The 24111-nt window shown below is 53.2% G+C and carries 23 protein-coding genes; 6 read left to right on the top strand and 17 right to left on the bottom strand.

Annotation, left to right across the window (positions count from 1 at the left end; translation table 11 throughout):
• Nucleotides 1-288: 288 nt before the first annotated feature.
• The 5 genes from RHM61_RS11515 to RHM61_RS11535 form a co-directional block, all read right to left on the bottom strand.
• On the bottom strand, nucleotides 289-531 hold the full coding sequence (locus tag RHM61_RS11515) for a hypothetical protein (RefSeq protein ID WP_322247455.1): 243 nt from the start codon (nucleotides 529-531) through the stop codon (nucleotides 289-291).
• A gap of 32 nt (nucleotides 532-563) precedes the next feature.
• Complete coding sequence (locus RHM61_RS11520) at nucleotides 564-1526, bottom strand: hypothetical protein (RefSeq protein WP_322247456.1); 963 nt, start codon at nucleotides 1524-1526, stop codon at nucleotides 564-566.
• A 391-nt stretch (nucleotides 1527-1917) separates the two neighbouring features.
• Nucleotides 1918-2193: a hypothetical protein gene (locus tag RHM61_RS11525; RefSeq protein WP_322247457.1), complete on the bottom strand. Its 276-nt coding sequence runs from the start codon at nucleotides 2191-2193 to the stop codon at nucleotides 1918-1920.
• Between the two features lie 218 nt (nucleotides 2194-2411).
• Complete coding sequence (gene parC / locus RHM61_RS11530) at nucleotides 2412-4727, bottom strand: DNA topoisomerase IV subunit A (protein ID WP_322247458.1); 2316 nt, start codon at nucleotides 4725-4727, stop codon at nucleotides 2412-2414.
• 40 nt (nucleotides 4728-4767) lie between these two features.
• Entirely contained in the window at nucleotides 4768-6759 is a 1992-nt protein-coding gene (locus tag RHM61_RS11535; protein WP_322247459.1) for a DNA topoisomerase IV subunit B, read from the bottom strand.
• Nucleotides 6760-6894: 135 nt separating this feature from the next.
• Between RHM61_RS11535 and RHM61_RS11540 the strand changes: the two genes are divergently transcribed.
• Nucleotides 6895-7725 carry a response regulator gene (locus RHM61_RS11540; RefSeq protein ID WP_322247460.1) on the top strand — a complete coding sequence of 277 codons (831 nt, stop codon included), beginning with the start codon at nucleotides 6895-6897 and terminating at the stop codon, nucleotides 7723-7725.
• Here RHM61_RS11540 and RHM61_RS11545 read toward each other — a convergent pair whose 3' ends face one another.
• Nucleotides 7726-8895 carry a hypothetical protein gene (locus tag RHM61_RS11545; RefSeq protein ID WP_322247461.1) on the bottom strand — a complete coding sequence of 390 codons (1170 nt, stop codon included), beginning with the start codon at nucleotides 8893-8895 and terminating at the stop codon, nucleotides 7726-7728.
• A 51-nt stretch (nucleotides 8896-8946) separates the two neighbouring features.
• Complete coding sequence (locus tag RHM61_RS11550; protein WP_322247462.1) at nucleotides 8947-9537, bottom strand: GNAT family protein; 591 nt, start codon at nucleotides 9535-9537, stop codon at nucleotides 8947-8949.
• A gap of 248 nt (nucleotides 9538-9785) precedes the next feature.
• Between RHM61_RS11550 and rpsT the strand changes: the two genes are divergently transcribed.
• Entirely contained in the window at nucleotides 9786-10052 is a 267-nt protein-coding gene (gene rpsT / locus RHM61_RS11555; RefSeq protein WP_322247463.1) for a 30S ribosomal protein S20, read from the top strand.
• Between the two features lie 136 nt (nucleotides 10053-10188).
• Here the strand turns inward: rpsT and RHM61_RS11560 are convergent, their stop codons facing one another.
• From RHM61_RS11560 to RHM61_RS11570, 3 genes are all read right to left on the bottom strand, one after another.
• Nucleotides 10189-10635 (bottom strand): DUF192 domain-containing protein, encoded by a 447-nt coding sequence (locus RHM61_RS11560; protein ID WP_322247464.1) that lies wholly within the window; start codon nucleotides 10633-10635, stop codon nucleotides 10189-10191.
• 112 nt (nucleotides 10636-10747) lie between these two features.
• Complete coding sequence (locus RHM61_RS11565) at nucleotides 10748-10945, bottom strand: hypothetical protein (protein ID WP_322247465.1); 198 nt, start codon at nucleotides 10943-10945, stop codon at nucleotides 10748-10750.
• A gap of 150 nt (nucleotides 10946-11095) precedes the next feature.
• Nucleotides 11096-11641, bottom strand: a complete 546-nt coding sequence (locus RHM61_RS11570; protein ID WP_322247466.1) for a pseudouridine synthase — start codon at nucleotides 11639-11641, stop codon at nucleotides 11096-11098.
• Between the two features lie 250 nt (nucleotides 11642-11891).
• Here RHM61_RS11570 and icd point away from each other — a divergent pair, with 250 nt between their 5' ends.
• Complete coding sequence (gene icd / locus RHM61_RS11575) at nucleotides 11892-13145, top strand: NADP-dependent isocitrate dehydrogenase (RefSeq protein WP_322247467.1); 1254 nt, start codon at nucleotides 11892-11894, stop codon at nucleotides 13143-13145.
• A 60-nt stretch (nucleotides 13146-13205) separates the two neighbouring features.
• Here icd and RHM61_RS11580 read toward each other — a convergent pair whose 3' ends face one another.
• From RHM61_RS11580 to RHM61_RS11590, 3 genes are all read right to left on the bottom strand, one after another.
• Complete coding sequence (locus tag RHM61_RS11580) at nucleotides 13206-13829, bottom strand: response regulator transcription factor (RefSeq protein ID WP_322247468.1); 624 nt, start codon at nucleotides 13827-13829, stop codon at nucleotides 13206-13208.
• A gap of 6 nt (nucleotides 13830-13835) precedes the next feature.
• Nucleotides 13836-15197, bottom strand: a complete 1362-nt coding sequence (locus RHM61_RS11585) for a cache domain-containing protein (RefSeq protein ID WP_322247469.1) — start codon at nucleotides 15195-15197, stop codon at nucleotides 13836-13838.
• 77 nt (nucleotides 15198-15274) lie between these two features.
• Entirely contained in the window at nucleotides 15275-15478 is a 204-nt protein-coding gene (locus RHM61_RS11590; RefSeq protein ID WP_110257373.1) for a cold-shock protein, read from the bottom strand.
• A 386-nt stretch (nucleotides 15479-15864) separates the two neighbouring features.
• Between RHM61_RS11590 and clpS the strand changes: the two genes are divergently transcribed.
• The 3 genes from clpS to RHM61_RS11605 all read left to right on the top strand — a co-directional run bounded on the left by clpS (nucleotide 15865) and on the right by RHM61_RS11605 (nucleotide 18836).
• Nucleotides 15865-16173 (top strand): ATP-dependent Clp protease adapter ClpS, encoded by a 309-nt coding sequence (gene clpS / locus RHM61_RS11595; protein WP_322247470.1) that lies wholly within the window; start codon nucleotides 15865-15867, stop codon nucleotides 16171-16173.
• Entirely contained in the window at nucleotides 16170-18470 is a 2301-nt protein-coding gene (gene clpA / locus RHM61_RS11600; RefSeq protein ID WP_322247471.1) for an ATP-dependent Clp protease ATP-binding subunit ClpA, read from the top strand. The genes clpS and clpA overlap by 4 nt, the downstream gene beginning before the upstream one ends.
• 87 nt (nucleotides 18471-18557) lie before the next feature.
• Nucleotides 18558-18836, top strand: a complete 279-nt coding sequence (locus RHM61_RS11605; protein ID WP_322247472.1) for a hypothetical protein — start codon at nucleotides 18558-18560, stop codon at nucleotides 18834-18836.
• 62 nt (nucleotides 18837-18898) lie between these two features.
• Here RHM61_RS11605 and dut read toward each other — a convergent pair whose 3' ends face one another.
• The 4 genes from dut to ileS all read right to left on the bottom strand — a co-directional run bounded on the left by dut (nucleotide 18899) and on the right by ileS (nucleotide 24062).
• Nucleotides 18899-19348, bottom strand: coding sequence for a dUTP diphosphatase (dut, locus tag RHM61_RS11610; protein WP_322247473.1), 450 nt, complete (start codon nucleotides 19346-19348; stop codon nucleotides 18899-18901).
• Between the two features lie 10 nt (nucleotides 19349-19358).
• Entirely contained in the window at nucleotides 19359-20570 is a 1212-nt protein-coding gene (gene coaBC, locus RHM61_RS11615) for a bifunctional phosphopantothenoylcysteine decarboxylase/phosphopantothenate--cysteine ligase CoaBC (RefSeq protein WP_322247474.1), read from the bottom strand.
• Between the two features lie 31 nt (nucleotides 20571-20601).
• Complete coding sequence (gene lspA, locus RHM61_RS11620; RefSeq protein ID WP_322247475.1) at nucleotides 20602-21126, bottom strand: signal peptidase II; 525 nt, start codon at nucleotides 21124-21126, stop codon at nucleotides 20602-20604.
• Nucleotides 21127-21197: 71 nt separating this feature from the next.
• On the bottom strand, nucleotides 21198-24062 hold the full coding sequence (gene ileS, locus RHM61_RS11625; RefSeq protein ID WP_322247476.1) for an isoleucine--tRNA ligase: 2865 nt from the start codon (nucleotides 24060-24062) through the stop codon (nucleotides 21198-21200).
• Nucleotides 24063-24111 lie beyond the last annotated feature (49 nt).

The following is a 24111-nucleotide window of genomic DNA, read 5'->3' on the forward strand; positions in this document are numbered from 1 at the left end:
CGTGCGCAAGTATGCGCACGGAGCTTGAAGGCTAAAAATCGTCCGCAGGGACGATTTTTTTTACGCCTTCAAGTGCACTTGGATCGCTGAAAACAAACGCGGCTATCAATCGAAAAACTAACTTGTTATAACGCCGGGCATCATCCACCGTGCGCAAGTATGCGCACGGAGCTTGAAGGCTGAAAATCGTCCGCAGGGACGATTTTTTTTACGCCTTCAAGTGCACTTGGATCGCTGAAAACAAACGCGGCTATCAATCGAAAAACTAACTTGTTATAACGCCGGGCATCATCCACCGTGCGCAAGTATGCGCACGGAGCTTGAAGGCTGAAAATCGTCCGCAGGGACGATTTTTTTTACGCCTTCAAGTGCACTTGGATCGCTGAAAACAAACGCGGCTATCAATCGAAAAACTAACTTGTTATAACGCCGGGCATCATCCACCGTGCGCAAGTATGCGCACGGAGCTTGAAGGCTAAAAATCGTCCGCAGGGACGATTTTTTTTCTTTATGGGCGATACAAGTAGACATGAGTACGACTACTTGTAGTACCCAAGCGCAGCTTACATCGGGCAGTACTGTGCCATTCGATTGTAGACGTCCATCGCGGCAGAGTCAAACAAGGGAGAGAACTGGCTGGTTGGAAAGGCTGAGGAGATATGTGAATTGACTCCTACGGCATAATTACTGGTGGTCCACGCACCACCGCTGGCACCGAACGTCATGGGATTGTTATCCATGCGAACGGTATTATTGGAGATATCGCCTTTGGTGCCGTCCACTGTTTGCATGGTCTCGCCGAAGCCGAAATTTCCCGGGTAGCCGAGTGCCGTCAGGTTAGGATAAGGGACGTTGCTTTGCAAGCCGAGTGCGCCGCCGCGAGATTCCGAGGTCGTGCGCATGAAGCCGTAATCCACATTGAACGCCATGTTGTGGCTACGATTCACCCAAGCTGGATTAATACCTAAGCAGTACGATTGAATTCCTTGCTGACCATTGTTGTTCGGATAATTCTGACGGAATTCGAAATTGGAGAATGCCATACCGCTTACGTTATCGACGATGCAGTGTGCGGCCGTCAGCAGTGTGCGGGTATTGCCGACAAATTGAGCCGAGCAAGAATACGCTTCTCCTCTCGAGTTGACAAAGAATAGTTTCCCAGCCGTGCTGTAGGGCATGATCGCCATGTTGGCTGCCGTCGGTACACCTTGTTGCTTACCTCCGGAGAGCGGGGCGTTTGGAAACACCGGTTCTATTGTTTGCGATGTGGTATTCCAGCGCGTTTGCTGCTTTGCGTTTTTGAAATAGTAAACATCGTTCTCAGACATCTTTGGTGCTGGCATAGGAGTGGCCTGTCTGAGTCTTTCCGGGGTCCAGTAGACGCTGCGTGCGGCATTGCGCGGGACGGTGATAATCGTTGCCTCTGGTGTGACAATTTTTTGTCCCTGGGTCTGCACCTGGGGTGCGGCAAAGGCAGACGGTGCAATCAGCGCGGCGCCGATCAGTGCGTAAACGGTAGGCTTCATAAATCTCCAAGAAAAGTATTTAAAAAAAAAGGCATATAGTTGAAGCTTCAAGTTTTTGACTTGAACAACAGCTTCATTCCGTGTGTAGTGATCGAGCTATCCATTGGTTCTCAGCGGCTTGCCGAGTGCCCTGGCAGTCGCGTTCGGTGTACCGGGTAGCGGCCATCGACGACTTCAGGTGATAGCCATTTTAGGGAGGAGAAAAGTAACAAACAATCGGACTAGTACTAATAATTTAACTTTTTTTAATGCAAAGTACCAAAAAAGAAATTTTTAACTTGCCAATGATTTTTGCCATTCAGGGTATCTGACTAGGGTTTGAACCCCCGGCCTTCAGAGGCTGTCGCAAAAGGGTTTTCAGTCGGTGTCATTACCCTAACTGGTGGCCACGTCATTCCTGCGCGCTTTTGGCAGGAACCCAGCGGCGTTCGTGCTTAACTGAAAATGCCAGAGATGATCGTGTTTTCAGCGCTGAAAACGACACTGGGTTCCCGCTAAAAGCATGCGGGAATGACGAGGCTGCGGCATGCGGGAATGACGAGGTATACGGTGTTTCAGGTGTAAAAAAGCGTCCATCAGGCTTTTGCGACAGCCTCTTCAGGCCGGTGAGCGACGAAGGAGCGATCCGATGGGAGGGGATGCAAACCCGTTCCAGAGGCTTTTCCATCGTCGCTTGCGACGATCCATTAAGTTGCTTACTCTAACGGCAGACATGTCACTCCCCCGTGCTCTCGCCTCGTCATTCCTACGTAGGCAGGAATCCAGTAACGATGCGTGTTCCCACATTGATTGTGTCAGAGACGCCATTCTGTCTGTCGTGCCGACGTCAGCGTCAAGGAAACTTGGTTCCTTGACGCTGACGTCGGTAATGCTATAGCGAATGACTCAGCCGATACGCTGTAAACCGGATGGTTTAACTTTCGCTTCCAGCAGTTTGCCTTTGCGTGCGCGTTTATTGATATGCGGAGCCAGAGCGTTGGCCGAGAGGGCGATGTCCTGCGCTTTGCCGGCGCGTCCGATGCCGCTCACGCGTACCCCTTTCTGGCTGATCGGGATCGCTGCCAGCAGTTTTTCCTCGGCTTCCAAATCGATCAAGGTGACGCCGCGTCCGCCGCTGGCGAGGGTTTTGATTTCACCCAAGCCGAATACCAGCAAACGACCTTTTTCCGATAAGCAGGCAATCGCACTGGCATCGTCGGCCACTGCCGTCGGCACCAGCGGCAGATCGCCGGGCTCGAGCGTCATGAAGGCTTTACCGGCTTTCATGCGACCGACCATGTCGGCGATATTGGCACAGAAACCGTAACCGGCGCTCGATGCCAGCAGCAGCGTGCGCTCGCTCGGGCCGGCATAGTAGTGCAAAATCTTGCTGCCGGCGGCTAAATCGATGAGGGTGGTGATCGGTACGCCATCACCACGCGCGCCGGGCAGGGCCGACACTGCTACCGAATACACGCGTCCGTTGGAACCGAATACCAGCAATTGGTCGACCGTGCGGCACTCGAACGTGCCGTACAGACTGTCGCCGGCTTTGAAACTGAACTGTGCTGCTTCATGCGCATGGCCGCCGCGCGCGCGTACCCAGCCTTTGTCGGAGATTACCACGGTCACCGCTTCATCGATGATCTTGGCTTCAGTCGAGGCGCGTGCGGCTTCTTCGATGATGGTGCGGCGCTCATCGCCATACTGCTTGGCATCGCTCTCGATTTCCTTGATCAGCATGCGCTTCATGGAATTCGGTTGCTCGAGCAAATCTTGCAGCCCCTCTTTTTCTTTGCGTAATTCGCTCAATTCCTGCTGGATCTTGATCGTTTCCAAGCGCGCTAACTGACGCAAGCGGATTTCCAGAATATCTTCGGCCTGACGTTCCGACAAACTGAATGCCGTCATCAGCGCCGGTTTCGGTTCATCCGATTCGCGGATGATACGGATGACTTCATCGATATTGAGCAAGACCGCTTCGCGCCCTTCCAAAATATGGATGCGGTCGTCGACTTTCTTGAGGCGGAACTGGGTGCGCCGGGTGACGGTGATGAAGCGGAAGGCGATCCATTCATTGATGATATCGAGCAGACCCTTCTGACGCGGACGGCCGTCGCCACCGATCATCACCAAATTGATCGAGGCCGAGGTTTCCAGCGAGGTATGGGCCAATAACATCTGCATGAATTCAGCTTGATCTTGGTTTTTCGATTTCGGCTCCAGCACTAAACGCACCGGCGCATCTTTGCCCGATTCGTCGCGTACCGTATCGAGTATCGCCAGGACCGATTGTTTCAGGCTGACCTGTTCCGGCGACAAAGTTTTTTTACCGGTCTTGATTTTTGGATTAGTGATTTCTTCGATTTCTTCCAACACCTTTTGCGAAGAGGTACCCGGTGGCAGTTCTGTCACCACCGCTTGCCACTGGCCACGCGCCATTTCTTCTATCTTCCAACGCGCCCTTACCTTCATGCTGCCACGTCCGTTGGCATACATGTCGGCAATCGCGGCGGCTGGCGTGATGATCTGACCGCCGCCGGGGAAATCCGGTCCTGGTATCATGCCCATGAGTTCGGCATGTTGCATGCTCGGGTTGCGTATCAGTGCGACTGCCGCGTGCGCCACTTCGCGCAGATTATGCGACGGAATTTCAGTCGCCAAACCGACTGCGATGCCGGAGGCACCATTGAGCAGCACGAAAGGCAAGCGGCTCGGCAGTAACTTCGGTTCTTCGGTGGTGCCGTCATAATTGGGCTGAAAATCGACCGTCCCTTGATCGATTTCATCCATTAATAATTTGGCGATCGGTGTCAGACGTGCCTCGGTATATCGCATCGCCGCGGCACCGTCGCCATCGCGCGAACCGAAATTACCCTGACCATCGATGAGCGGATAGCGCAAGGAAAAATCTTGCGCCATTCGCACCAGCGCGTCGTACACCGATTGATCGCCATGCGGATGCAGCTTGCCGAGTACATCGCCGACCACGGCCGCCGATTTGCGCGGCTTGGCCGCGGCATTGAGACCGAGTTCATTCATCGCATACAGAATGCGGCGTTGTACCGGCTTTTGACCGTCACAAACATCGGGTAAGGCGCGACCTTTGACTACCGAAATGGCGTAATCGAGGTAGGCGCGCTCGGCGAAGGTGGCCAAGGTCAGTGTTTCACCATCGATCGGTGGCGGGCTGGATTCAAATAAATTTGCTTGATCGCTCATAAGTATTTTGTATTCTTCAATTCAGGAAAACAGCTGGTAATCAGATATCGGCTTCGACGGCATTGCCGTGTTCTTCTATCCAGGCGCGTCGGGCAGCGGCTTCGCCTTTACCCATGAGCATATTGAAGCGTTCGGCGGAAAACTCCTGATCGAATTCACCGAGTGCTACCGGCAATAAGCGGCGCGTATCGGGATTCATCGTGGTTTCCCATAATTGCACGGCATTCATTTCACCGAGACCCTTGAAGCGGGAAATGCTCCAAGCGCCATCCTTAACCCCATCTTTACGCAGCTTGTCTTCGATCGCCGTCAACTCACCGGTATCGAGCGCATAGATTTTTTGTGCCGGTTTTTTACCACGCGCCGGCGCGTCAACACGGAACAGCGGTGGCCGCGCCACGCAGATGTGGCCGCGCGCGATCAGTTGTGGGAAGTGTTTGAAAAACAGCGTCAGCAACAACACCTGAATATGCGAACCGTCGACGTCAGCATCCGACAAAATGCAGATTTTCCCGTAGCGCAGATTACTCAGATCCGGATTGTCTTTGATACCATGCGGATCGACGCCGATGGCGACGGCGATATCGTGAATTTCATTGTTGGCAAACAGGCGATCACGCTCCGCTTCCCAGGTATTGAGTACTTTGCCGCGCAAGGGCAGAATCGCTTGAAATTCTTTGTCGCGGCCCATTTTGGCAGAACCGCCGGCGGAGTCGCCCTCGACCAAAAACAATTCATTGCGGGTGATGTCGTTGGATTCGCAATCGGTCAGCTTGCCCGGTAAAACAGCGACACCCGAGGATTTTTTCTTTTCCACTTTTTGCGCCGAACGCAAGCGCGTTTGCGCTTGTTTAATTACCAGCTCGGCCAGTTTTTTACCGTATTCGACATGCGAATTGAGCCACAGTTCGAGCGGCGGCTTGGTGAAAGTCGAGACCAAGCGCACCGCATCACGCGAGTTCAGTCGCTCTTTGATCTGCCCTTGAAACTGCGGGTCCAGCACTTTTGCTGAAAGCACGAAGGAGGCACGCGCGTACACATCTTCCGACAACAGCTTGACGCCCTTCGGCAGCAGCGAATGCATTTCGACGAAACTCTTGACGGCACCGAACAATCCTTCGCGCAAGCCCGATTCATGGGTGCCGCCGGCCGGTGTCGGAATCAGATTGACATACGATTCGCGGACTACATTACCTTCTTCGGTCCAAGCCACCACCCACGATGCGCCTTCGCCATCGGCAAAGCCGTCATGGTCGGCATTGGCAAACTGCTCGCCCTCAAACATCGGAATCAGCGGTTCGGCGTGCGAGGCATGTGCCAGCGCTTCGGTCAAGTAGCCGCGCAAGCCTTGATCATACTGCCAAGTTTGCGTTTCACCGGTCTTGGCCTGGCTCAGTGTCACCTTGACGCCCGGTAACAGTACGGCTTTCGAACGTAGCAAGCGCTGCAATTCCGCCAGCGGCACGGCGGGGCTATCAAAATATTTGGCATCGGGCCAGATCGTGACCCGTGTTCCCGATTTTTTTTCGCCGCGTCCTAAAGCCTGACTACGCAAGGGCTCGATCACGTCGCCATCGGCGAAGGTCAATTGATGCATGCCGGCTTCGCGCCAGACGGTGATTTCCAAGCGTTTCGATAAAGCATTGGTGACCGACACGCCAACCCCGTGCAAGCCGCCCGAGAACGCATAGGCACCGCCCGAACCCTTGTCGAACTTACCGCCGGCATGTAATCTGGTAAACACGATTTCCACGGTTGGCACGCCTTCCTCTGGGTGCAAGCCGACCGGGATACCGCGGCCGTCATCTTCAACGCTGAAACTGCCGTCGCTGTTGATGGCCACTTGTATATGCTGGCAATGTCCGCCCAAGGCCTCATCAGAGGCATTGTCGATCACCTCTTGAATGATGTGCAGGGGGTTTTCGGTCCGGGTATACATACCGGGACGCTGTTTGACCGGTTCCAGACCTTTCAAGACACGGATGGAGGATTCGCTGTAGTCAGAGGGAGAAGTATTTTTTTTAGTGGCCATGCCAATAGGAATCTGTTGTTTTGGTTGAAATGTGATGAAGTTTTGCAATTTGTTTGATCGGACTTACATCATTTGGATGTATTCTTGCATACGTTTTTGCAGCTATTGTAGCTGTATTGAGTAGATGGATAAACGATGTCACAAAAAACTCCAACGATCGCTATCCGCTTGCTTGGATTTTCGGCCAGTGAAGAAGATACTTTTTTCAGTGTTTTGGCGGTTGCGCGCGAAACCGGGTATAGCTATACCTGCCTCAAACGAGGCTGCCTGCAAGATCCTGACATGTATATTGTGAATGCGGGTGAATTAAAAGCGCTCGCAACTTTATCGGATTTACACCCTGGTGTGGCGCAGCCGGTGTTGCTTATTGGTAAAACTGAGGTCGACTTGCCGTATCGGGTGATGCCGCGGCCTATTCGCTGGCGCAAAATTTTCACCTTGCTCGATGAAATGATCGATCAACGCACACTGGTGCTGACCGGTTTGAGTGCACGTAAAACCGTGTCCGTTCATGAGCGACGCCGCGACAAGCGGCTCGATCTCGATTTGACCGATCCCGATGTCTATGCCAAAATGCGCGCGCAAGCGGTGGCCAAGGGCGGTATCTTGGTGGTGGATAAGGATACCCAGTTTCGCGAGTATGTCGCCGCCATGATGGATCCGTTCGGCATCAATGTCACCTTAGCGACCGATGAGCGCAGCGCCCTCATGCTCGATGGGAATAATCAGCATGCGCTGACCCTGATCAATACCTCGATGCCGCAGCTCGATCCCTATGCCCTATGCGCCGAGCTCAAACGGCAAAACCTCGGCTTGCGGACTACGGTCATCTTGCTGGTCGATAAGTCGTTTGAATACCAGATCGAACGGGCCGCGAAGGTCGGCTGCAGCGGTTTTCTGGTTAAACCGCTGACGCGCCTGGTGTTGCTCAACACAATGAAAAAATCGCTGCAACTGTACGATTGATCACTTGCTCAAGGTCCGCATGGCGCGCGCCAAACCTTCCAATGTGACGGGAAACATCCGCTCGCTCATCAACTGGCGCACCACGCTGATCGATTGGCGGTACTGCCAAACCGCTTCCGGTTCCGGATTGAGCCACACATATTTGGGGAAAGTGCTGGCGAAACGCTGCAGCCAGACGGCGCCGGCTTCTTCATTATTGTATTCAACCGAGCCACCCGGCTGCAGGATTTCATAGGGGCTCATGGTGGCATCGCCAACAAAGATCAGCTTGGTATCGGCCGGATACTTGCGCAAAATATCCATGGTGGGAAATTTTTCGGCATGGCGGCGTCGATTGTTTTTCCATAAATAATCATAGACGCAGTTATGGAAGTAAAAAAATTCCATATTCTTGAATTCGGTCTTGGCGGCGGAGAATAATTCTTCGGTCTGGGCAATATGGTCATCCATGGTGCCGCCAACATCGAGCAACATGAGCACCTTGATGTTATTTTTTCGTTCCGGCTGCATTTTGATATCGAGATAGCCGGCATTATTGGCCGTCGCCTGTATCGTCGCATCGAGGGCAAATTCTTCGGCCGCACCGTGGCGCGCGAATTTACGCAAGCGGCGCAGCGCGACTTTGATGTTACGCGTGCCGAGTTCGCGTTCGGCATCGTAATCTTTGAATGAACGTTCTTCCCACACCTTAACCGCACTGCGCTTACCACCTTGGCCGCCGATGCGTATGCCTTCCGGGTTGCTGCCACCATTGCCGAATGGCGAGGTGCCACCGGTACCTATCCATTTGCTGCCGCCTTCATGGCGCTCTTTTTGTTCTTTCAGTAAATCTTTGAGCCTGTCCATCAGCTTGTCGTAGCCGAATTTTTCTATGGCGGCTTTTTGCTCATCGCTGAGTTCGCGCGCCAGTCGTTGCTTGAGCCAGTCGAGCGGAATCTCGGGATGTTTTTCAAACAGTGTGTCTATGCCCTTGAAATACAGGCCGAAGGCGCGGTCGAATTTATCGTAGTGGGCTTCATCCTTAACCATGATGGTACGCGCGAGGAAATAAAAATCATCGAGCGACATGCTGATCAAGCCTTTTTCCAACGCTTCCAGCAACATCAGAAATTCTTTGATCGATACCGGCACTTTGGCATCTTTGAGCGTAAAGAAAAAATCGATCAGCACGTAAAGGTTCTCCCCAGACCAAGCGCCGGCAGCGGCGCGGTGATTAATTGCTCAAGCGCGGCGATCGAGCAGATACTGCAGATTCTGTTCGACGCCGGCCCATTCATTTTGCAAGATACTATACACAACAGTATCACGGATGCGTCCGTCCGGCATGACCATGTGATTGCGTAAGATACCATCACGCTTGGCACCGAGGCGTTCGATCGCCGCTTGCGAGCGATGGTTGAAAAAATCGGTACGAAATTCGACTGCCAGGCAGTCCCACACTTGAAAGGCATGCCGCAGCATCAGTAATTTCATTTCTGTATTGATGCCGCTGCGCTGGGCTGAGCGGGCCAGCCAGGTATGGCCGATTTCGAGACGGCGATGTTCGCGTACCAAATTAAAAAAACGCGTGCTGCCGACAATTTTACCCGTGGCCAGATCGCGGATCGCAAATGGCAGCGCCCGCTGCTCGGCCATCGCCGTGAGGGCGTTGCTGAGCCACTGGGTACAGTGTTGCGGTGCTGGTACAGAGGTGAAAAATAATTTCCACAGTTCGCCATCGGCCGCGGCCGTGGTGATTTCATCGAGATGCGCAGGCGTCAATGTTTCGAGGGCGACGCGTTGAGCGCTTAATTGCAGGGGCAGGCATTGCATGATAACTATCCTTATAGGGAACGATTGCCTTACTTTCCCATAGAAGCGCGGCGGGCGACAGTTACAGTGGCAGAAAAAAATTAACGATACAGTAGGCCTTGCGAGTGAGTGCGCAATCTGCCAAGCCACAGTAATGCTTGCTAAGAAAAATAAAAGTCGTTATACTACAAAGCTGTATAGAATTTTGCGGCGTGGCATTTTATCAACTTGCTTTGACCTCGTCGCTTTGACCACGTTTAGGAAATCTCATGGCAAATACCGCACAAGCACGCAAACGTGCTCGTCAAGCAGTAAAACAAAACGCACACAACTCCAGCCAACGCTCGACTCTGCGCACAGCCATCAAAGCTGTTCGTAAAGCGATCGAAGCCGGTGACAAAGCCGCTGCTGCAGTTATTTTTCAAACATCCGTATCGACTATCGATCGTATCGCTGACAAAAAAATCATTCACAAGAACAAGGCAGCTCGCCATAAGAGCCGTCTGGCTTCCGCTTTGAAAGCACTGGCTGCGTAATTAACTGAGTCTTGTTGACTCTGGTCGGGTGCTAAGGTGCCAAACCGGACGGCAAGCTTAAGCGCAGCAGTACAGATGGGCAGTGAAAAAAAACCGCAGATACTGCGGTTTTTTGCATTGCAAGAAGCTATTGTGATTAACGTGCCAGCGGCAAGCCCTCGATTTTGGTACCCGGTTTGATATTTTTTTGCTTGAACCAACCGAGATTCATTTCCAGTGCGTATTGCACGGTGCGTTTGGCGCAGTGTGAGTCGAGTGATTCCGGTGCCATGTCTTCGATATTGACGATCACGCCATCGCGATCGATGAAGGCCACCGATAAAGGGATCAGGGTATTCTTCATCCACATGCACACCCCGGCCGGCGCATGAAAATCAAACACCATGCCTTCATTGCCCGCCATTTTGGTGCGCAACATCAGACCTTGCTCGCGTTCTGCATCACTGCTGGCCACTTCGGCTTGAATCACATACATACCGGCTGACAATTGTTTTATTGGCAACTTTGTTTGCGCGCTGACGCCAGCCGCGCAGACGGAAAAAGCCAGCAGGGTAGCGAGGCGGAGCAGGAAATGTTTATTCATGATTAATCAGGGTGAAAAAAAGGTGAAGGCCGTATCGTACCGCAAATAAAAAAAAGGCAGTAAACCTAAGCGCTTTACGCTCGATTTACTGCCTTTTTTAATGCGGTAAAGCTTATTTGCTGGCTGCTGCGGCTGCCGCATCGGCTGCAGGGGCAGCTTTTTTCGCTTTCTTGGCTTTTTTAGCCTTCGGTGCCGCGGCTTCGGCGGAAGCGGCAGGGGCTGAAGCAGGGGCGTCAGCCGCAGCGGCAACTTGAGCAAATGCGACGGAAGCAAACAGACCAGCAAGCAAAACGGCGATCAATTTTTTCATGTTCATTCCTTAGAGTAGGGGGGTAACAGCATGATGATTTCAGTGCAGCACTGATGAGAACGGCGTAGTAGTGTTGCCGGTTGACACGATTATTCAAGAAATGCAAAATAAACCCACGTCTAACACGCCTGTCACCGTCTGCTTGCAGTGTCACAGTGTCACTTGTTGCCATTCTCCCGGCATGAGCGGGTGGCTGGCCAAGGAAAAGCCGCTGATAGCACTGCGCACCAAGCGCAGGGTAGGCAGGCCGACCGCCGCCGTCATTCGCCGCACCTGGCGATTTTTTCCTTCCGACAGGGTCAAGCTCAGCCAAGCCGTGGGTATTTGCGCGCGTTCGCGGATCGGCGGATGGCGTGGCCACAGCCAGTCGGGCGGCATGATTTGTACCGCTTGGCATGGCTGCGTCACAAAGTCACCTAAATCCAAGGGCGCGCGTAAGGCCGCCAGTTGCGCTGCAGTCGGGCTGCCTTCGACTTGTACTAAATAGGTTTTCGCTTGTTTGTGATCGGGGTGACTGATGCGGTTCTGCAGTTGCCCATCATCGGTCAGTAAAATTAATCCTTCGCTATCAGCATCAAGCCGCCCGGCTGGGTATATATTAGGTAGGCTCAGATAATCGGCTAGAGTTTGGCGGCTGGGATGGGCCGAAAATTGGCACATCACGTTGAAAGGTTTGTTGAGTAAGATCAGTTTCATGGCAATATGGTAAGCGCAATTTGGTAAATTGATGGCACACAGTAAAATACTAGTGCATAATACGAAATGCTGGTCTTGTGTCTTATATAAGAGTTAACAAGGGTTAACGAGAGTTTTTGGCGCAGAGTCGATCGCGCACCAGTCTTGACGCCGACTTTCGTTATTATATAGAGACAAGACATATTTACGACATAACACAACTCAGCGTACCCAGCGCACCCCGCTTGTTCGCTTAACTACGGAGAAAACGATGTATCAACATATTCAAGTTCCTGCTGAAGGTAAAAAAATTACCGTCAATGCCGATTTCTCGCTGACTGTTCCTGACAATCCTATCATCCCGTATATCGAGGGTGATGGGACTGGCGTGGATATCAGCCCGGTCATGATTAAGGTGGTTGACGCCGCAGTTGCCAAAGCTTACGGCGGCAAGCGCAAAATCAGCTGGATGGAAATCTTCGCTGGTGAAAAATCGACCAAGGTTTACGGCCCTGACGTCTGGTTGCCGGAAGAAACGCTGACAGTCTTGCGCGACTACGTTGTTTCTATCAAAGGCCCACTGACTACGCCAGTCGGCGGCGGCATTCGTTCGCTCAACGTCGCCCTGCGTCAGGAACTTGATCTCTACGTTTGTCTGCGTCCAGTCCGTTATTTCAAAGGCGTGCCATCGCCAGTCCGTGAACCGGAAAAAACCGACATGGTAATTTTCCGTGAAAATTCGGAAGATATCTACGCCGGTATCGAATTCGCACAAGGTTCCGAACAAGTCAAAAAACTGATCGCTTTCCTGACCACCGAAATGGGCGTCAAGAAAATCCGTTTCCCAGAAACTTCGGGCATCGGTATCAAACCGGTTTCCATCGAAGGCACTGAGCGCTTGGTTCGTAAAGCAATCCAGTATGCAATCGACAACGACAAGTCATCGGTGACGATTGTACATAAAGGCAACATCATGAAGTACACCGAAGGTGGCTTCCGTGATTGGGCCTATGCATTGGCACAAAAAGAATTCGGTGCAGAACTGATCGATGGCGGCCCATGGTGCAAATTTAAAAATCCTAAGACTGGCAAAGATATCGTCGTCAAGGATGTGATTGCCGATGCATTCCTGCAGCAAATCCTGTTGCGTCCAGCTGAATACAGTGTCATCGCTACCCTCAACCTGAACGGCGATTACATCTCCGACGCGTTGGCAGCACAAGTCGGCGGCATCGGTATTGCACCGGGCGCGAACTTGTCCGATTCCGTGGCCATGTTCGAAGCAACCCACGGCACAGCACCGAAATACGCTGGCAAAGATTATGTCAACCCAGGTTCCCTGATCTTGTCGGCTGAAATGATGTTGCGTCACATGGGTTGGTTGGAAGCGGCGGACTTGTTGATCTCGGCAACCGAAAAATCCATCACGGCCAAGAAAGTCACTTACGATTTCGCCCGTCTGATGGAAGGCGCTACGCAAGTATCGTGCTCCGGTTTCGGCGATGTCATGATAGAAAACATGTAACTGTTTGCATGGTAAACAAAAAGCCGGCGTAAGCCGGCTTTTTTCATTGGTATCGCTGTATTACTGCGCTAGATTGTTGATGGCATAGCGGATCAGATCGGCCTGGCCATCGATATTGAGCTTGCGTTTGATATTGAGCCTGTGGGTTTCGATGGTGCGCACGCTCAGGCTCAATTCGCGGGCGATGTGCTTGTTCGATTTGCCGGTGGCGATACTCTCTAGTATACATTGCTCGCGCTGAGTCAGTAATTGCGTCGGTCGTTTGCGGTTGGCTTCACTCTGCAGTCCGGCGCTGAAATAGCTGCCGCCGGCGATGACGCTTTCGATGGCGTGGATAATCTCTTCTGCCGGGACATCCTTAAGTACATAGCCGCGCGCACCGGCTTGCACCGATTGGCTCACGTACTCAGCCTTTTCGTGCATCGACAGCATGATCACGGCGATCGCCGGGTAATCTTGACTCAAGCGCGCGGTCAGACTGATGCCGTTGGTATTGCCGAGATTAATATCCATCAGGACCAGATCGAGCGCTTGTTCTGCAATGATCTTCAGCGCTTCCGCGGCGCTGCCGGCCTCGCCACAAACCTGAAAGTGCGGCACGCTTTCCAAACGGGCGCGCAAGCCGTCGCGTACCAGCGGATGGTCATCCACCAACAGTAGCTTGATCGGGGTGGTCTGATTCATTACTTATTATTCTCCGTGAGGGATACTGGCCACGACACGCGTGCCTTTACTGTTTGATTGCAGCAGCAACTGCCCCTGTACCGTCGCCAAGCGTTCGCGCATATTCGACAGGCCGATGCCACGCTTGGGGTGCTCGGCGATGCCTTGAGCGTCGAAGCCGCTGCCATTGTCGATAATACAGAGTGTGACGGTGTTTCCATGCGCACGCAATTCGATTTCCACTTGACTCACTTGCTTGGCATGTTTATGGATATTCGTCAGCGCTTCTTGCGCTACCCGGTACAGCACCGTGCCGCTGATTTCCGATAAGCCGTGAAACTTCCCTTCGGTGACCAATAATACCGGCAGGGCGGTGGCGTTTTCAAATTCGGCTGCCAGATGCTCAAAGGCGGCCACCACCCCGAGGTCGACCAGCATGGCTGGCCGCAGGTCGTGGGAGATGCGGCGCACCTCTGCCAAGGCTTCGTTGAGCTGTTTGGTAGCGCGCGCCAGCGCGATGCGTGCGGCCTCTTGGGCAGGCTGTACCGGGGCCAGCTTGGCGACGCCCGATTCGATCTGCAGTTTCACCGACACCAGCAATTGACTGAGCCCATCGTGCAGATCGCGCGACAGCCGTGCACGCTCATCTTCTTGCGAGCTGACGATGCGCCGCGTCAGGACCTTGAGCTTGGCATCGGCCAAGCGTGATTGGCTGATATTGAGTGCCAAGCCGGCAGCGGCGATGGCCAGAGCGCAGGCCAGCGTAATGCCGACGATCCAAAACATGGTGTTATGGATATTCGCCGCGCCTTGCACATCGATGCGGGTCAGCGCGCTCTCGACATCATCGAGATAGATCCCGCTGCCGAGTACCCAACCCCAGCGTTCCAGCGGAATCACATAACCGAGTTTGGCCGCCATCTGATGGCTCGATGGTTTTTCCCACAGATAACGGACGGCACCGCCGCCTTGGTCGGCTGCGTGGATCAGTTTTTGTATTGTCAGTTGCCCTTGTGGATCAGTCATATTCCACAGATTGCGCCCGACCAGTTCGGGCTGACGCGGATGCATCAGGTTGTTACCTTGCCGATCGTAGATGTAAAAGTAGCCATCATCGCCGAAATCGAGTGAGGCTAAAATTTTCTTGGCTTCTTCCTGATTGCGTGGCGTGCCGTGGTCATGCTCGTAGAGGTGGGCGATAGCTGACTTGGCTAATTTGACGTAGTGCTTGAGTTCGAGTTCTTTGCTGGCCAAGTAGGCTTGTTCGACGCTGTGGCGCTGTTGCTGTGCCAATTGGGTCGATTGATAAAACACCGCAGTAGCGATGCCGAAGAAGGAAAGCAGCAGCGGAATGATCGCGAAGAGGATGAATTTATAACGCAGTGTCATGAGGCTGCAGCGGAGTGAGGGCAGTGCAAAAAAAAGCCCCGTCAAAGCGGGGCTTTTCGAAATTCCTGATCCGAAAATTACGGATTTTGGATGTTAGAAGCTTGCTTGCCTTTAGGGCCTTGCGTGACTTCGAACGATACTTTTTGACCTTCTTTCAGAGTCTTGAAGCCGTTCATCTGGATTGCGGAAAAGTGGGCGAACAAATCCTCACCACCGTCGTCCGGAGTGATAAAGCCGAAGCCTTTGGAATCATTGAACCACTTGACGGTACCTGTTGCCATAATGCATCTTTCAAATAGAATCTAATCACACGAGCCGTAAAAGCAAGAAACCTGGCGACATGCCAGCCCTCCCTAAACCTGCCCCCTTCGTGTTAACTAATAAATACTAACGTAGCCAACTGATATCATTCTTGGCGGAAAAAAACCTCATGTCAAGAAACTTCTGGCCTAGGGTGTTGTATTGTTGTATTTTTAATTGAGTTTAACAAATTAGGCCGCTCTGACTAAACGTCTCCCTAACGTGATTCCGAGCTTGATCTCTGGAAAATGATCACCATCTGTGAAAAGTCTTGAAAGCGAGTAACATTGATTGAAGTCTAGAACTTGGCTGTCTTTATTCGCTTATTATTCACTTCTCGCATCGATCAACGTACTAAAATAGGCGTATGGGAAACAAGCATGAAAACAGTACGATCTTGGAACGGCAAGCGCAAAAGCTCAAGCCGCCTTCCATGTATCAGGTACTATTATTAAACGACGACTACACTCCGATGGAGTTTGTAGTGACGGTTGTTCAGGAATACTTTAATAAAGATCGTGAGACTGCGATGCAGATCATGCTAAGAGTACATCGTGATGGCAAAGGCGTTTGCGGTGTTTATTCGAAAGACATTGCACTGACCAAAGTGGAACTCGTTTTGACGCACGCTCGTAAGGCAGGACACCCCCTGCAATGTGTGATGGAGGAAGTATGATTGCGCAAGAATTAGAAGTTAGTTTGCATATGGCGTTTGTCGAAGCCAGGCAGGCTCGTTATGAGTTCATCACCGTTGAGCATCTGCTGCTGGCACTGCTCGATAATCCCTCGGCTGCGGAAGTCATGCGCGCTTGCGCGGTCAATCTCGATGATCTGCGTAAAACGCTGGGTAACTTCATTACCGACAATACGCCTACCGTACCCGGTAGCAGCGAGGTCGATACCCAGCCTACGCTCGGTTTTCAGCGCGTCATTCAGCGCGCGATCATGCATGTGCAATCTTCGTCGAATGGCAAAAAAGAAGTCACCGGTGCCAATGTACTGGTGGCTATCTTCGGTGAAAAAGATTCGCATGCCGTGTATTACCTGCATCAGCAGGGCGTGACGCGGCTCGATGTGGTCAATTTCATTTCCCACGGCGTGCGCAAAGATAATCTGACGGAACCGCAGAAAGCCGACACTGGTGGCGAAGAACCGGCTGCCGAGGCGCAGGCGAAAGAAAGCCCGCTCGATCAATTTACCCAAAATTTGAACAAGCACGCTGCTGAAGGCAAGATCGACCCGCTGATCGGCCGCGACAGCGAAGTCGAACGGGTAATTCAAATTCTGTGCCGTCGCCGGAAAAACAATCCCTTGTTGGTCGGCGAAGCCGGGGTCGGCAAGACCGCGATCGCCGAAGGCTTGGCCCTGCGTATCACGCAGGGTGATGTGCCTGATATCTTGAGCAACGCCGTCGTGTATTCGCTCGATATGGGCTCTTTGTTAGCCGGTACCAAATATCGGGGCGACTTCGAGTTGCGTTTGAAGGGTGTCTTAAAACAATTGAAAGATACCCCCAACGGTATTTTGTTCATCGATGAAATTCATACCATCATCGGTGCCGGTTCCGCTTCCGGCGGGACGCTCGACGCCTCCAATCTGCTCAAACCGGCTTTGTCCAGCGGTCAGCTCAAATGTTTGGGTGCCACCACCTACGCGGAATACCGCGGCGTGTTTGAAAAAGATCATGCACTGTCACGTCGCTTCCAGAAAATCGATGTCAATGAACCGACGGTGGAGCAAACTGTGCAGATTCTGCGCGGCCTGAAATCGAAATTTGAAGAGCATCATAACGTCAAGTATTCGGCTTCGGCATTGACCACGGCGGCTGAATTGTCAGCGCGTTTTATCAATGATCGTCATTTGCCGGACAAGGCCATCGATGTCATCGATGAAGCTGGGGCTGCGCAGCGTATTCTGCCTAAGTCCAAGCAAAAGAAAACCATAGGCAAGGCTGATATCGAAGATATCATCGCGAAAATCGCCCGAATTCCGCCACAAACGGTTAACCAAGATGATCGCAGTAAGCTGCAAACCATAGACCGTGACCTCAAAAATGTGGTGTTCGGCCAAGAGCCGGCGATCGAAGCCTTGGCTTCATCGATCAAGATGGCACGTGCCGGCTTGGGCAAGACTGACAAGCCGATCGGCTCTTTCCTGTTCTCCGGTCCGACCGGCGTGGGCAAAACCGAAGTGGCGAAACAGTTAGCCTTCACGCTCGGCATCGAGTTGATCCGCTTCGATATGTCTGAATACATGGAGCGCCATGCGGTCAGTCGTTTGATCGGTGCGCCACCCGGCTATGTCGGGTTTGATCAGGGTGGTTTGCTGACTGAAGCCATTACCAAGAAACCGCATTCGGTACTCTTGCTCGATGAAATAGAAAAAGCTCATCCCGATGTTTTCAACATCTTGTTACAGGTGATGGATCACGGTACTTTGACTGATAATAATGGCCGTAAAGCGGATTTCCGCAACGTCATCATTATCATGACCACCAATGCCGGTGCGGAAAGTTTGCAAAAGCGTTCGATTGGTTTCAACGACAATAAACAGGCTGGTGACGAGATGATCGACATCAAACGCATGTTTACGCCGGAGTTCCGCAACCGTCTCGATGCCATCATCAGTTTCCGTGCACTCGATGAAGAAATCATTCTGCGCGTGGTCGATAAATTCCTCATGCAACTCGAAGAGCAATTGCATGAAAAGAAAGTCGAAGCTACCTTCAGCGACAGTCTGCGCCAATTCTTGGCCAAGAAAGGTTTTGATCCGCTGATGGGTGCCCGACCGATGGCGCGCTTGATACAAGACATGATACGCAAGGCCTTGGCCGATGAACTGTTGTTCGGCAAGCTGGTTTCAGGCGGTCGCGTCATCGTTGAACTTGACGATGATGACCAAGTCAAGTTAATCTTTCCTGCACTCGATACCGCATCACCGGCGGCTTCGCCGGAAGTAGTCGAAGTAGAGTAAGCGAAGCGCGGGCACACAATATGGCATATGGCATATGGCATATGGCATATTGTGCCGGTTTCTGATGACACCTGTTTCGGAGGATATATGGCTGGATTTGCACCACCTTTGTATGTACTGGAATACACCTCAAAAACCATAGAATCGGTACTGTCCGAGGCGGCCTTGCAGGGGAAAGAAGTCGAAGTCGATGTGTACGACAGGCGCGATGTGAGTCGCAAACATACCGCCTTCGGCCGTCGTATCCCCGGTGGTGAGGATATTTTTCGCGTTATCGTCGAAGGCGATGCCGGTGCCCACGAAGATGAATGGAATTACACCATTTTGCGTGATTCAGCCGGGCGCAGCCGCAAGCACAAACACTGACAGCCGGCTCTGATAATAAAGCCCGCAACTGCGGGCTTTATACCATCGAACGGGGGGCTTGCTTACTGCTGGCCGGTACTGCCAAAACCACCGCTACCGCGTATGCTGTCGCCGAATTCTTCGACGATGTGAAAACCGACTTGCAATACCGGCACGATCACCAGTTGCGCCAGCCGTTCCATCGGTTTGAGCACGAACGCGCTGCTGCCGCGATTCCAAGTCGAGACCATCAACTGTCCTTGATAATCAGAATCGATCAGCCCCACCAAATTGCCGAGCACGATGCCATGCTTATGGCCCAAGCCGCTGCGCGGCAGGATCATGGCAGCATAGCCGGGATCAGCCAGATGAATCGCCAGGCCGGTTGGGATCAGCACGGTTTCACCGGCGGCGATGCTGATGTCGCTGTCGATACAGGCGCGCAGATCCAAGCCGGCGCTGCCGGGCGTTGCATAGGCCGGCAGTAAATCGTGCAGACGTGGGTCGAGTAGTTTGATGTCGATGTTTTTCATAATAAATCGCTTAAGGTAAATGGCTAAGCCGCGCGGCGATATCGGCGACGAGTGCGCGCGCCAGCGTGGCTTTGTCCGCGCGTGCCAAGCTGCGGTGGCCGGTGGCATCGAACAAGACCAGTTCGTTGTCGTCCTGGCCGAAGGTTTGATGGCCGATGTTACCGACCAATAAGGGAATCTGCTTCTTCAAGCGTTTCGCTGCGCCATATTCGAGCAGACGTTCCGACTCGGCGGCAAAGCCGACGCAATATGGTGGCTGCGGCAGCGCCGCGACGCTGGCGAGAATATCGGGGTTGGTTTCAAACAGCAGTTGTGGAGCAGCGCAGTCCTCGGTTTTTTTCAGTTTCTGCGTGCTGGCATTAGCCACGCGCCAGTCCGCTACGGCGGCCACGGCGATGAATACATCGGGCGTCTGCCGTATTTCCTGCAGCACTGCGTCATACATCTGTTGCGCGCTTTGCACATCGATGCGCTGCACTCCGTAAGGTCGCTCCAGTGCGGTAGGGCCGGATACCAAGGTCACGGCAGCGCCGGCTTCCCATGCTGCGGTAGCGAGCGCATAGCCCATTTTTCCAGACGACAGATTGGTGATGCCACGGACCGGATCAATCGCTTCGAAAGTCGGCCCGGCAGTGATCAGCAAGTGTTTGCCGCGTAAAGATTTTGCTGCGAAGGAAGCGATGATTTCGCTCAGCAAATCGGCCGCTTCGAGCATGCGCCCCATGCCGGTTTCGCCACAGGCTTGGGCACCTGCTCCAGGGCCGAGCACATGGATGCCATCGGCGCGTAATTGGGCCACATTTCTCTGGCATGCCGGGTTTTGCCACATTTCTACGTTCATGGCTGGCGCGATCAGTAAGGGAACGGCCGCTGGGCGGGCGATGCACAGAGTCGAAAGTAAATCATTGCAAGCCCCGTGCGCCAGCTTGAAAATGAAATCGGTACTACAGGGGGCAATCACGATGGCATCGGCATCGCGCGTGAGGTCGATATGCGGCATGTTATTGGCGATGCGCGCATCCCACTGGTCGGTCCACACCGGCTGGCCTGACAGCGCTTGCATGGTGACGCTCGTCATGAAGTGGGTGGCCGCTTCAGTCATCACCACATGCACGGTTGCGCCGGCTTTGATCAGCAAGCGCGTCAATTCCGCCGCCTTGTAACAGGCGATGCCGCCGCTCAGACCCAGGATGATTTTTTTTCCACTCAGTCGCTGTTGCATGTTAGCCGTCCTTATTTGCTGATTGACTTGCTTACTTCTTCACCCGTCGTAACTCATCGAGTATGAACAGCGCTGCACCCAGACAAATCGCACTGTCGGCCAAATTGAAAGCAGGGAAGTGATACTGTTCGAGGTAATGGAAATCGAGAAAATCGATGACATGCCCGTACAGCAGACGGTCGACGACATTCCCCAATGCGCCGCCCATGATCAGTGCCAGTGCGCTGCAAAATAATTTTTGTCCGGCATGTTGCTTGAGTAAATAGGTGATGTAGGCAGCGGCGATCAAACCGATGGCAGTGAAAAAGTAACGCTGCCAACCGGCTTCGGTGGCAAGGAAGCTGAAGGCCGCACCTTTATTGTAGACCAGCGTGAGATTGAAAAATGCCGTCACGCGCAGAGATTCTGCATAGACGAATAATTTGCTGATGGTGATCTTGCTGATTTGGTCGAGCAGCAGCACGACGGCGGCCAGCCCTAGCCAAGGCAGCAGCGAAGAAGACGAGGTGGCGGCTTTACTGCGCGGCGAGAAGTTGCTGGATTTTTTTGTGGCCATAATCGGTAGAGGTCTGGTGGTTGTACGGTGTGGGGCGGCGCTGCCACCCCACACGCGAAAGATCAGTCGTATCAGGCGCAGCGACGGCTCTCACCGCTGCCGAACAAATTGGACACGCAACGCGCACACAAGCCACTATGGGCGGCGGCGCTGCCGACATCGGCGCGGTAATGCCAGCAACGCTCGCATTTACTGTAGACCGAGGCCGTTACGCGTACCTGTTCTTGCTCAGCGCTGGCAACTTGTTCTAGCGTCGCTGCCGAAGTGATCAGCGCAAATTTCAAATCGTCACCGAAACTCTCGAGTACTGCAAACTTGTCACCACTGGCCGCGATCACCACTTCTGCCTGCAGAGAAGAACCGATGCTGCCGGCTACCCGTACTTCTTCGAGCTGCTTGGTCACATCGGTACGTACGGCCCGCAAGGTGGCGAATTTTTCCAGCAAGGCGGCGCTGTCGGCTACGGCCGGCAAGGCATAATAAGTTTGCGTGAAAATCGTTTCATCACTGGCCGCATAGGCCTCGGGCGTGGCAAAAAACTGCCAAGCTTCTTCGGCGGTAAATGACAGCATCGGTGCCAACAAACGCAATAATGCTTGAGTCAGGTGCCAAATCGCAGTTTGTCCGGAGCGGCGCGCTAAAGAATCGACACCGCTGGTGTACAGACGATCTTTGAGGATGTCGAGGTAAAAGCCGCCGAGATCTTCCGAGCAGTACGACTGTAATTTGCTCACTACCGGATGAAATTCAAATTGTTCGTAATGCGCCAACACTTCGCTCTGCAATACTGCCATGCCAGCCAGCGCATAGCGGTCGATTTCCAGCATGTCTGCAATGGCGATGGCATCTTTGCTGATATCGAAATCCGAGGTATTGGCCAGTAAAAAGCGCAGCGTATTGCGGATGCGGCGATACGATTCGGTGACACGTTTGAGAATTTCATCGGAAATCGATAACTCGCCCGAGTAATCGGTCGAAGCCACCCACAGACGCAGGATATCGGCACCGAGGGTGTCGGAAATCTTTTGCGGTGCCATCGTATTGCCCAGCGATTTAGACATTTTCTTGCCATTGCCATCGACCGTGAAACCATGCGTGAGCAAGGCTTTGTAGGGTGCGCGACCATCGAGCATGGAGGCGGTCAGCAGCGAAGAATGGAACCAGCCACGATGTTGATCGGAACCTTCCATGTACAAATCGGCCGGGAATTGCAATTGCTCGGCATGCGAGCCGCGCAGCACGGTTTGATGGGTGACGCCGGAATCGAACCAAACATCGAGGGTGTCGCGGTTTTTTACATACATCGGCGCTTCATCGCCAAGCAAGTCGGCGACTTCAATTTTTTGCCAAGCTTCGATGCCTTCTTTTTCTATCCGAACAGCGATCTGTTCCAGCAATTCTGCCGTGCGCGGATGCAGCTGGCCGGTTTCTTTATGCAGGAAAAATGCCATCGGCACACCCCACTGACGCTGACGCGACAGCGTCCAGTCGGGACGGTTGGCGATCATGCCGTGCAAGCGTGCCTGACCCCAAGCGGGGAAGAAGGCGGTTTCAGCGATCGCCTTGAGAGCAGTACTGCGTAAGCTGGCACCACCGTCTTTCGGGGTATTGTCCATGCTGGCGAACCACTGCGAGGTGGCGCGATAAATGATCGGCGTTTTATGCCGCCAGCAATGCATGTAACTGTGTTCGAACATGGTGAGCGAAAACAAGCTGCCAGCCAAGCGTAATTGGTCGCAGATCGGTTTCGAGGCTTCCCAGATCGTCAGACCGGCGAACAGCGGCAGACTCGAGGCGAAGCGGCCGTCGCCCATCACTGGCGCGATGATCGCGTCATCTTGCATGCCATGCGCTTTGCAGGACAAGAAATCTTCGATACCGTAGGCCGGTGCCGAGTGGACGATGCCGGTACCGCTCTCGAGTGTGACATAGTCGCCGAGATAAACCGGCGACAGACGGTCATAACCGGCGTCGACGCCGGCGAGCGGATGCTTGAAGCTGATGCCGGCTAAGGCCGCGCCCAGACAGGTGGCCAGCACGGTGCCAGTGAGGCCGTAACTGCTCAAACTTTTTTCTACCAGATCACTTGCCAAAATCAGCAGCGTGGCGACGCCGTCGCGCACCGTTTCGACCAAGGCATACTCGATCTCGCCATGCATGTTCAAGGCTTGATTGGAGGGAATGGTCCACGGCGTCGTGGTCCAGATCACGCAATACCCGGGCAGCGCCGGTAGGGCGGCCAGGCCGAAGGCGGTCGCCAGTTTTTCCGGTTCGGCAAAGGCAAAACCGACATCGATCGATGGGTCGCGCTTGTTTTCGTATTCGACTTCGGCTTCAGCTAAGGCAGAACCGCAATCGAAACACCAGTTGACCGGTTTCAGGCCACGATACACATAGCCTTTTTCCAGCAACTTACCGAGCGCACGCAACTCATCGGCTTCATTACCAAATGCCATCGTTTTGTAAGGATTATCCCATTCGCCCAGCACACCGAGGCGGATGAAACCGGCCTTTTGGCGTTCTATCTGTTCATCGGCATAGGCGCGTGCTTTCGCTTGGACTTCCGCGACCGGCAGGCTTTTACCGTACAGTTTTTCAATCTGAATTTCGATCGGCATGCCATGGCAATCCCAGCCCGGCACATACGGCGCATCGAACCCGGCCATGGTACGGGCCTTAACGATCATATCCTTGAGGATTTTATTGACGGCGTGACCGAGATGGATGTCACCATTGGCATACGGTGGGCCATCATGCAGAATGAATTTCGGGCGGCCAGCGGCGGCCTTGCGGATACGCGCGTAGATATTTTTCTCTTGCCATTGCTTGACCCAGTGTGGTTCGCGCTTGGCCAAATCACCGCGCATAGGAAAAGCGGTTTCGGTCATGTTGACCGGGTATTTACTCGCGACTTTGGCTGTTTTGTTTTCGGACATGATGAATTTTCAGGTAGTGATAGGGGGGCGAAGCAAGCCAGGTGGTATG

The organism is Undibacterium sp. CCC3.4 (assembly GCF_034347425.1).
Lineage (GTDB): Bacteria > Pseudomonadota > Gammaproteobacteria > Burkholderiales > Burkholderiaceae_D > Undibacterium.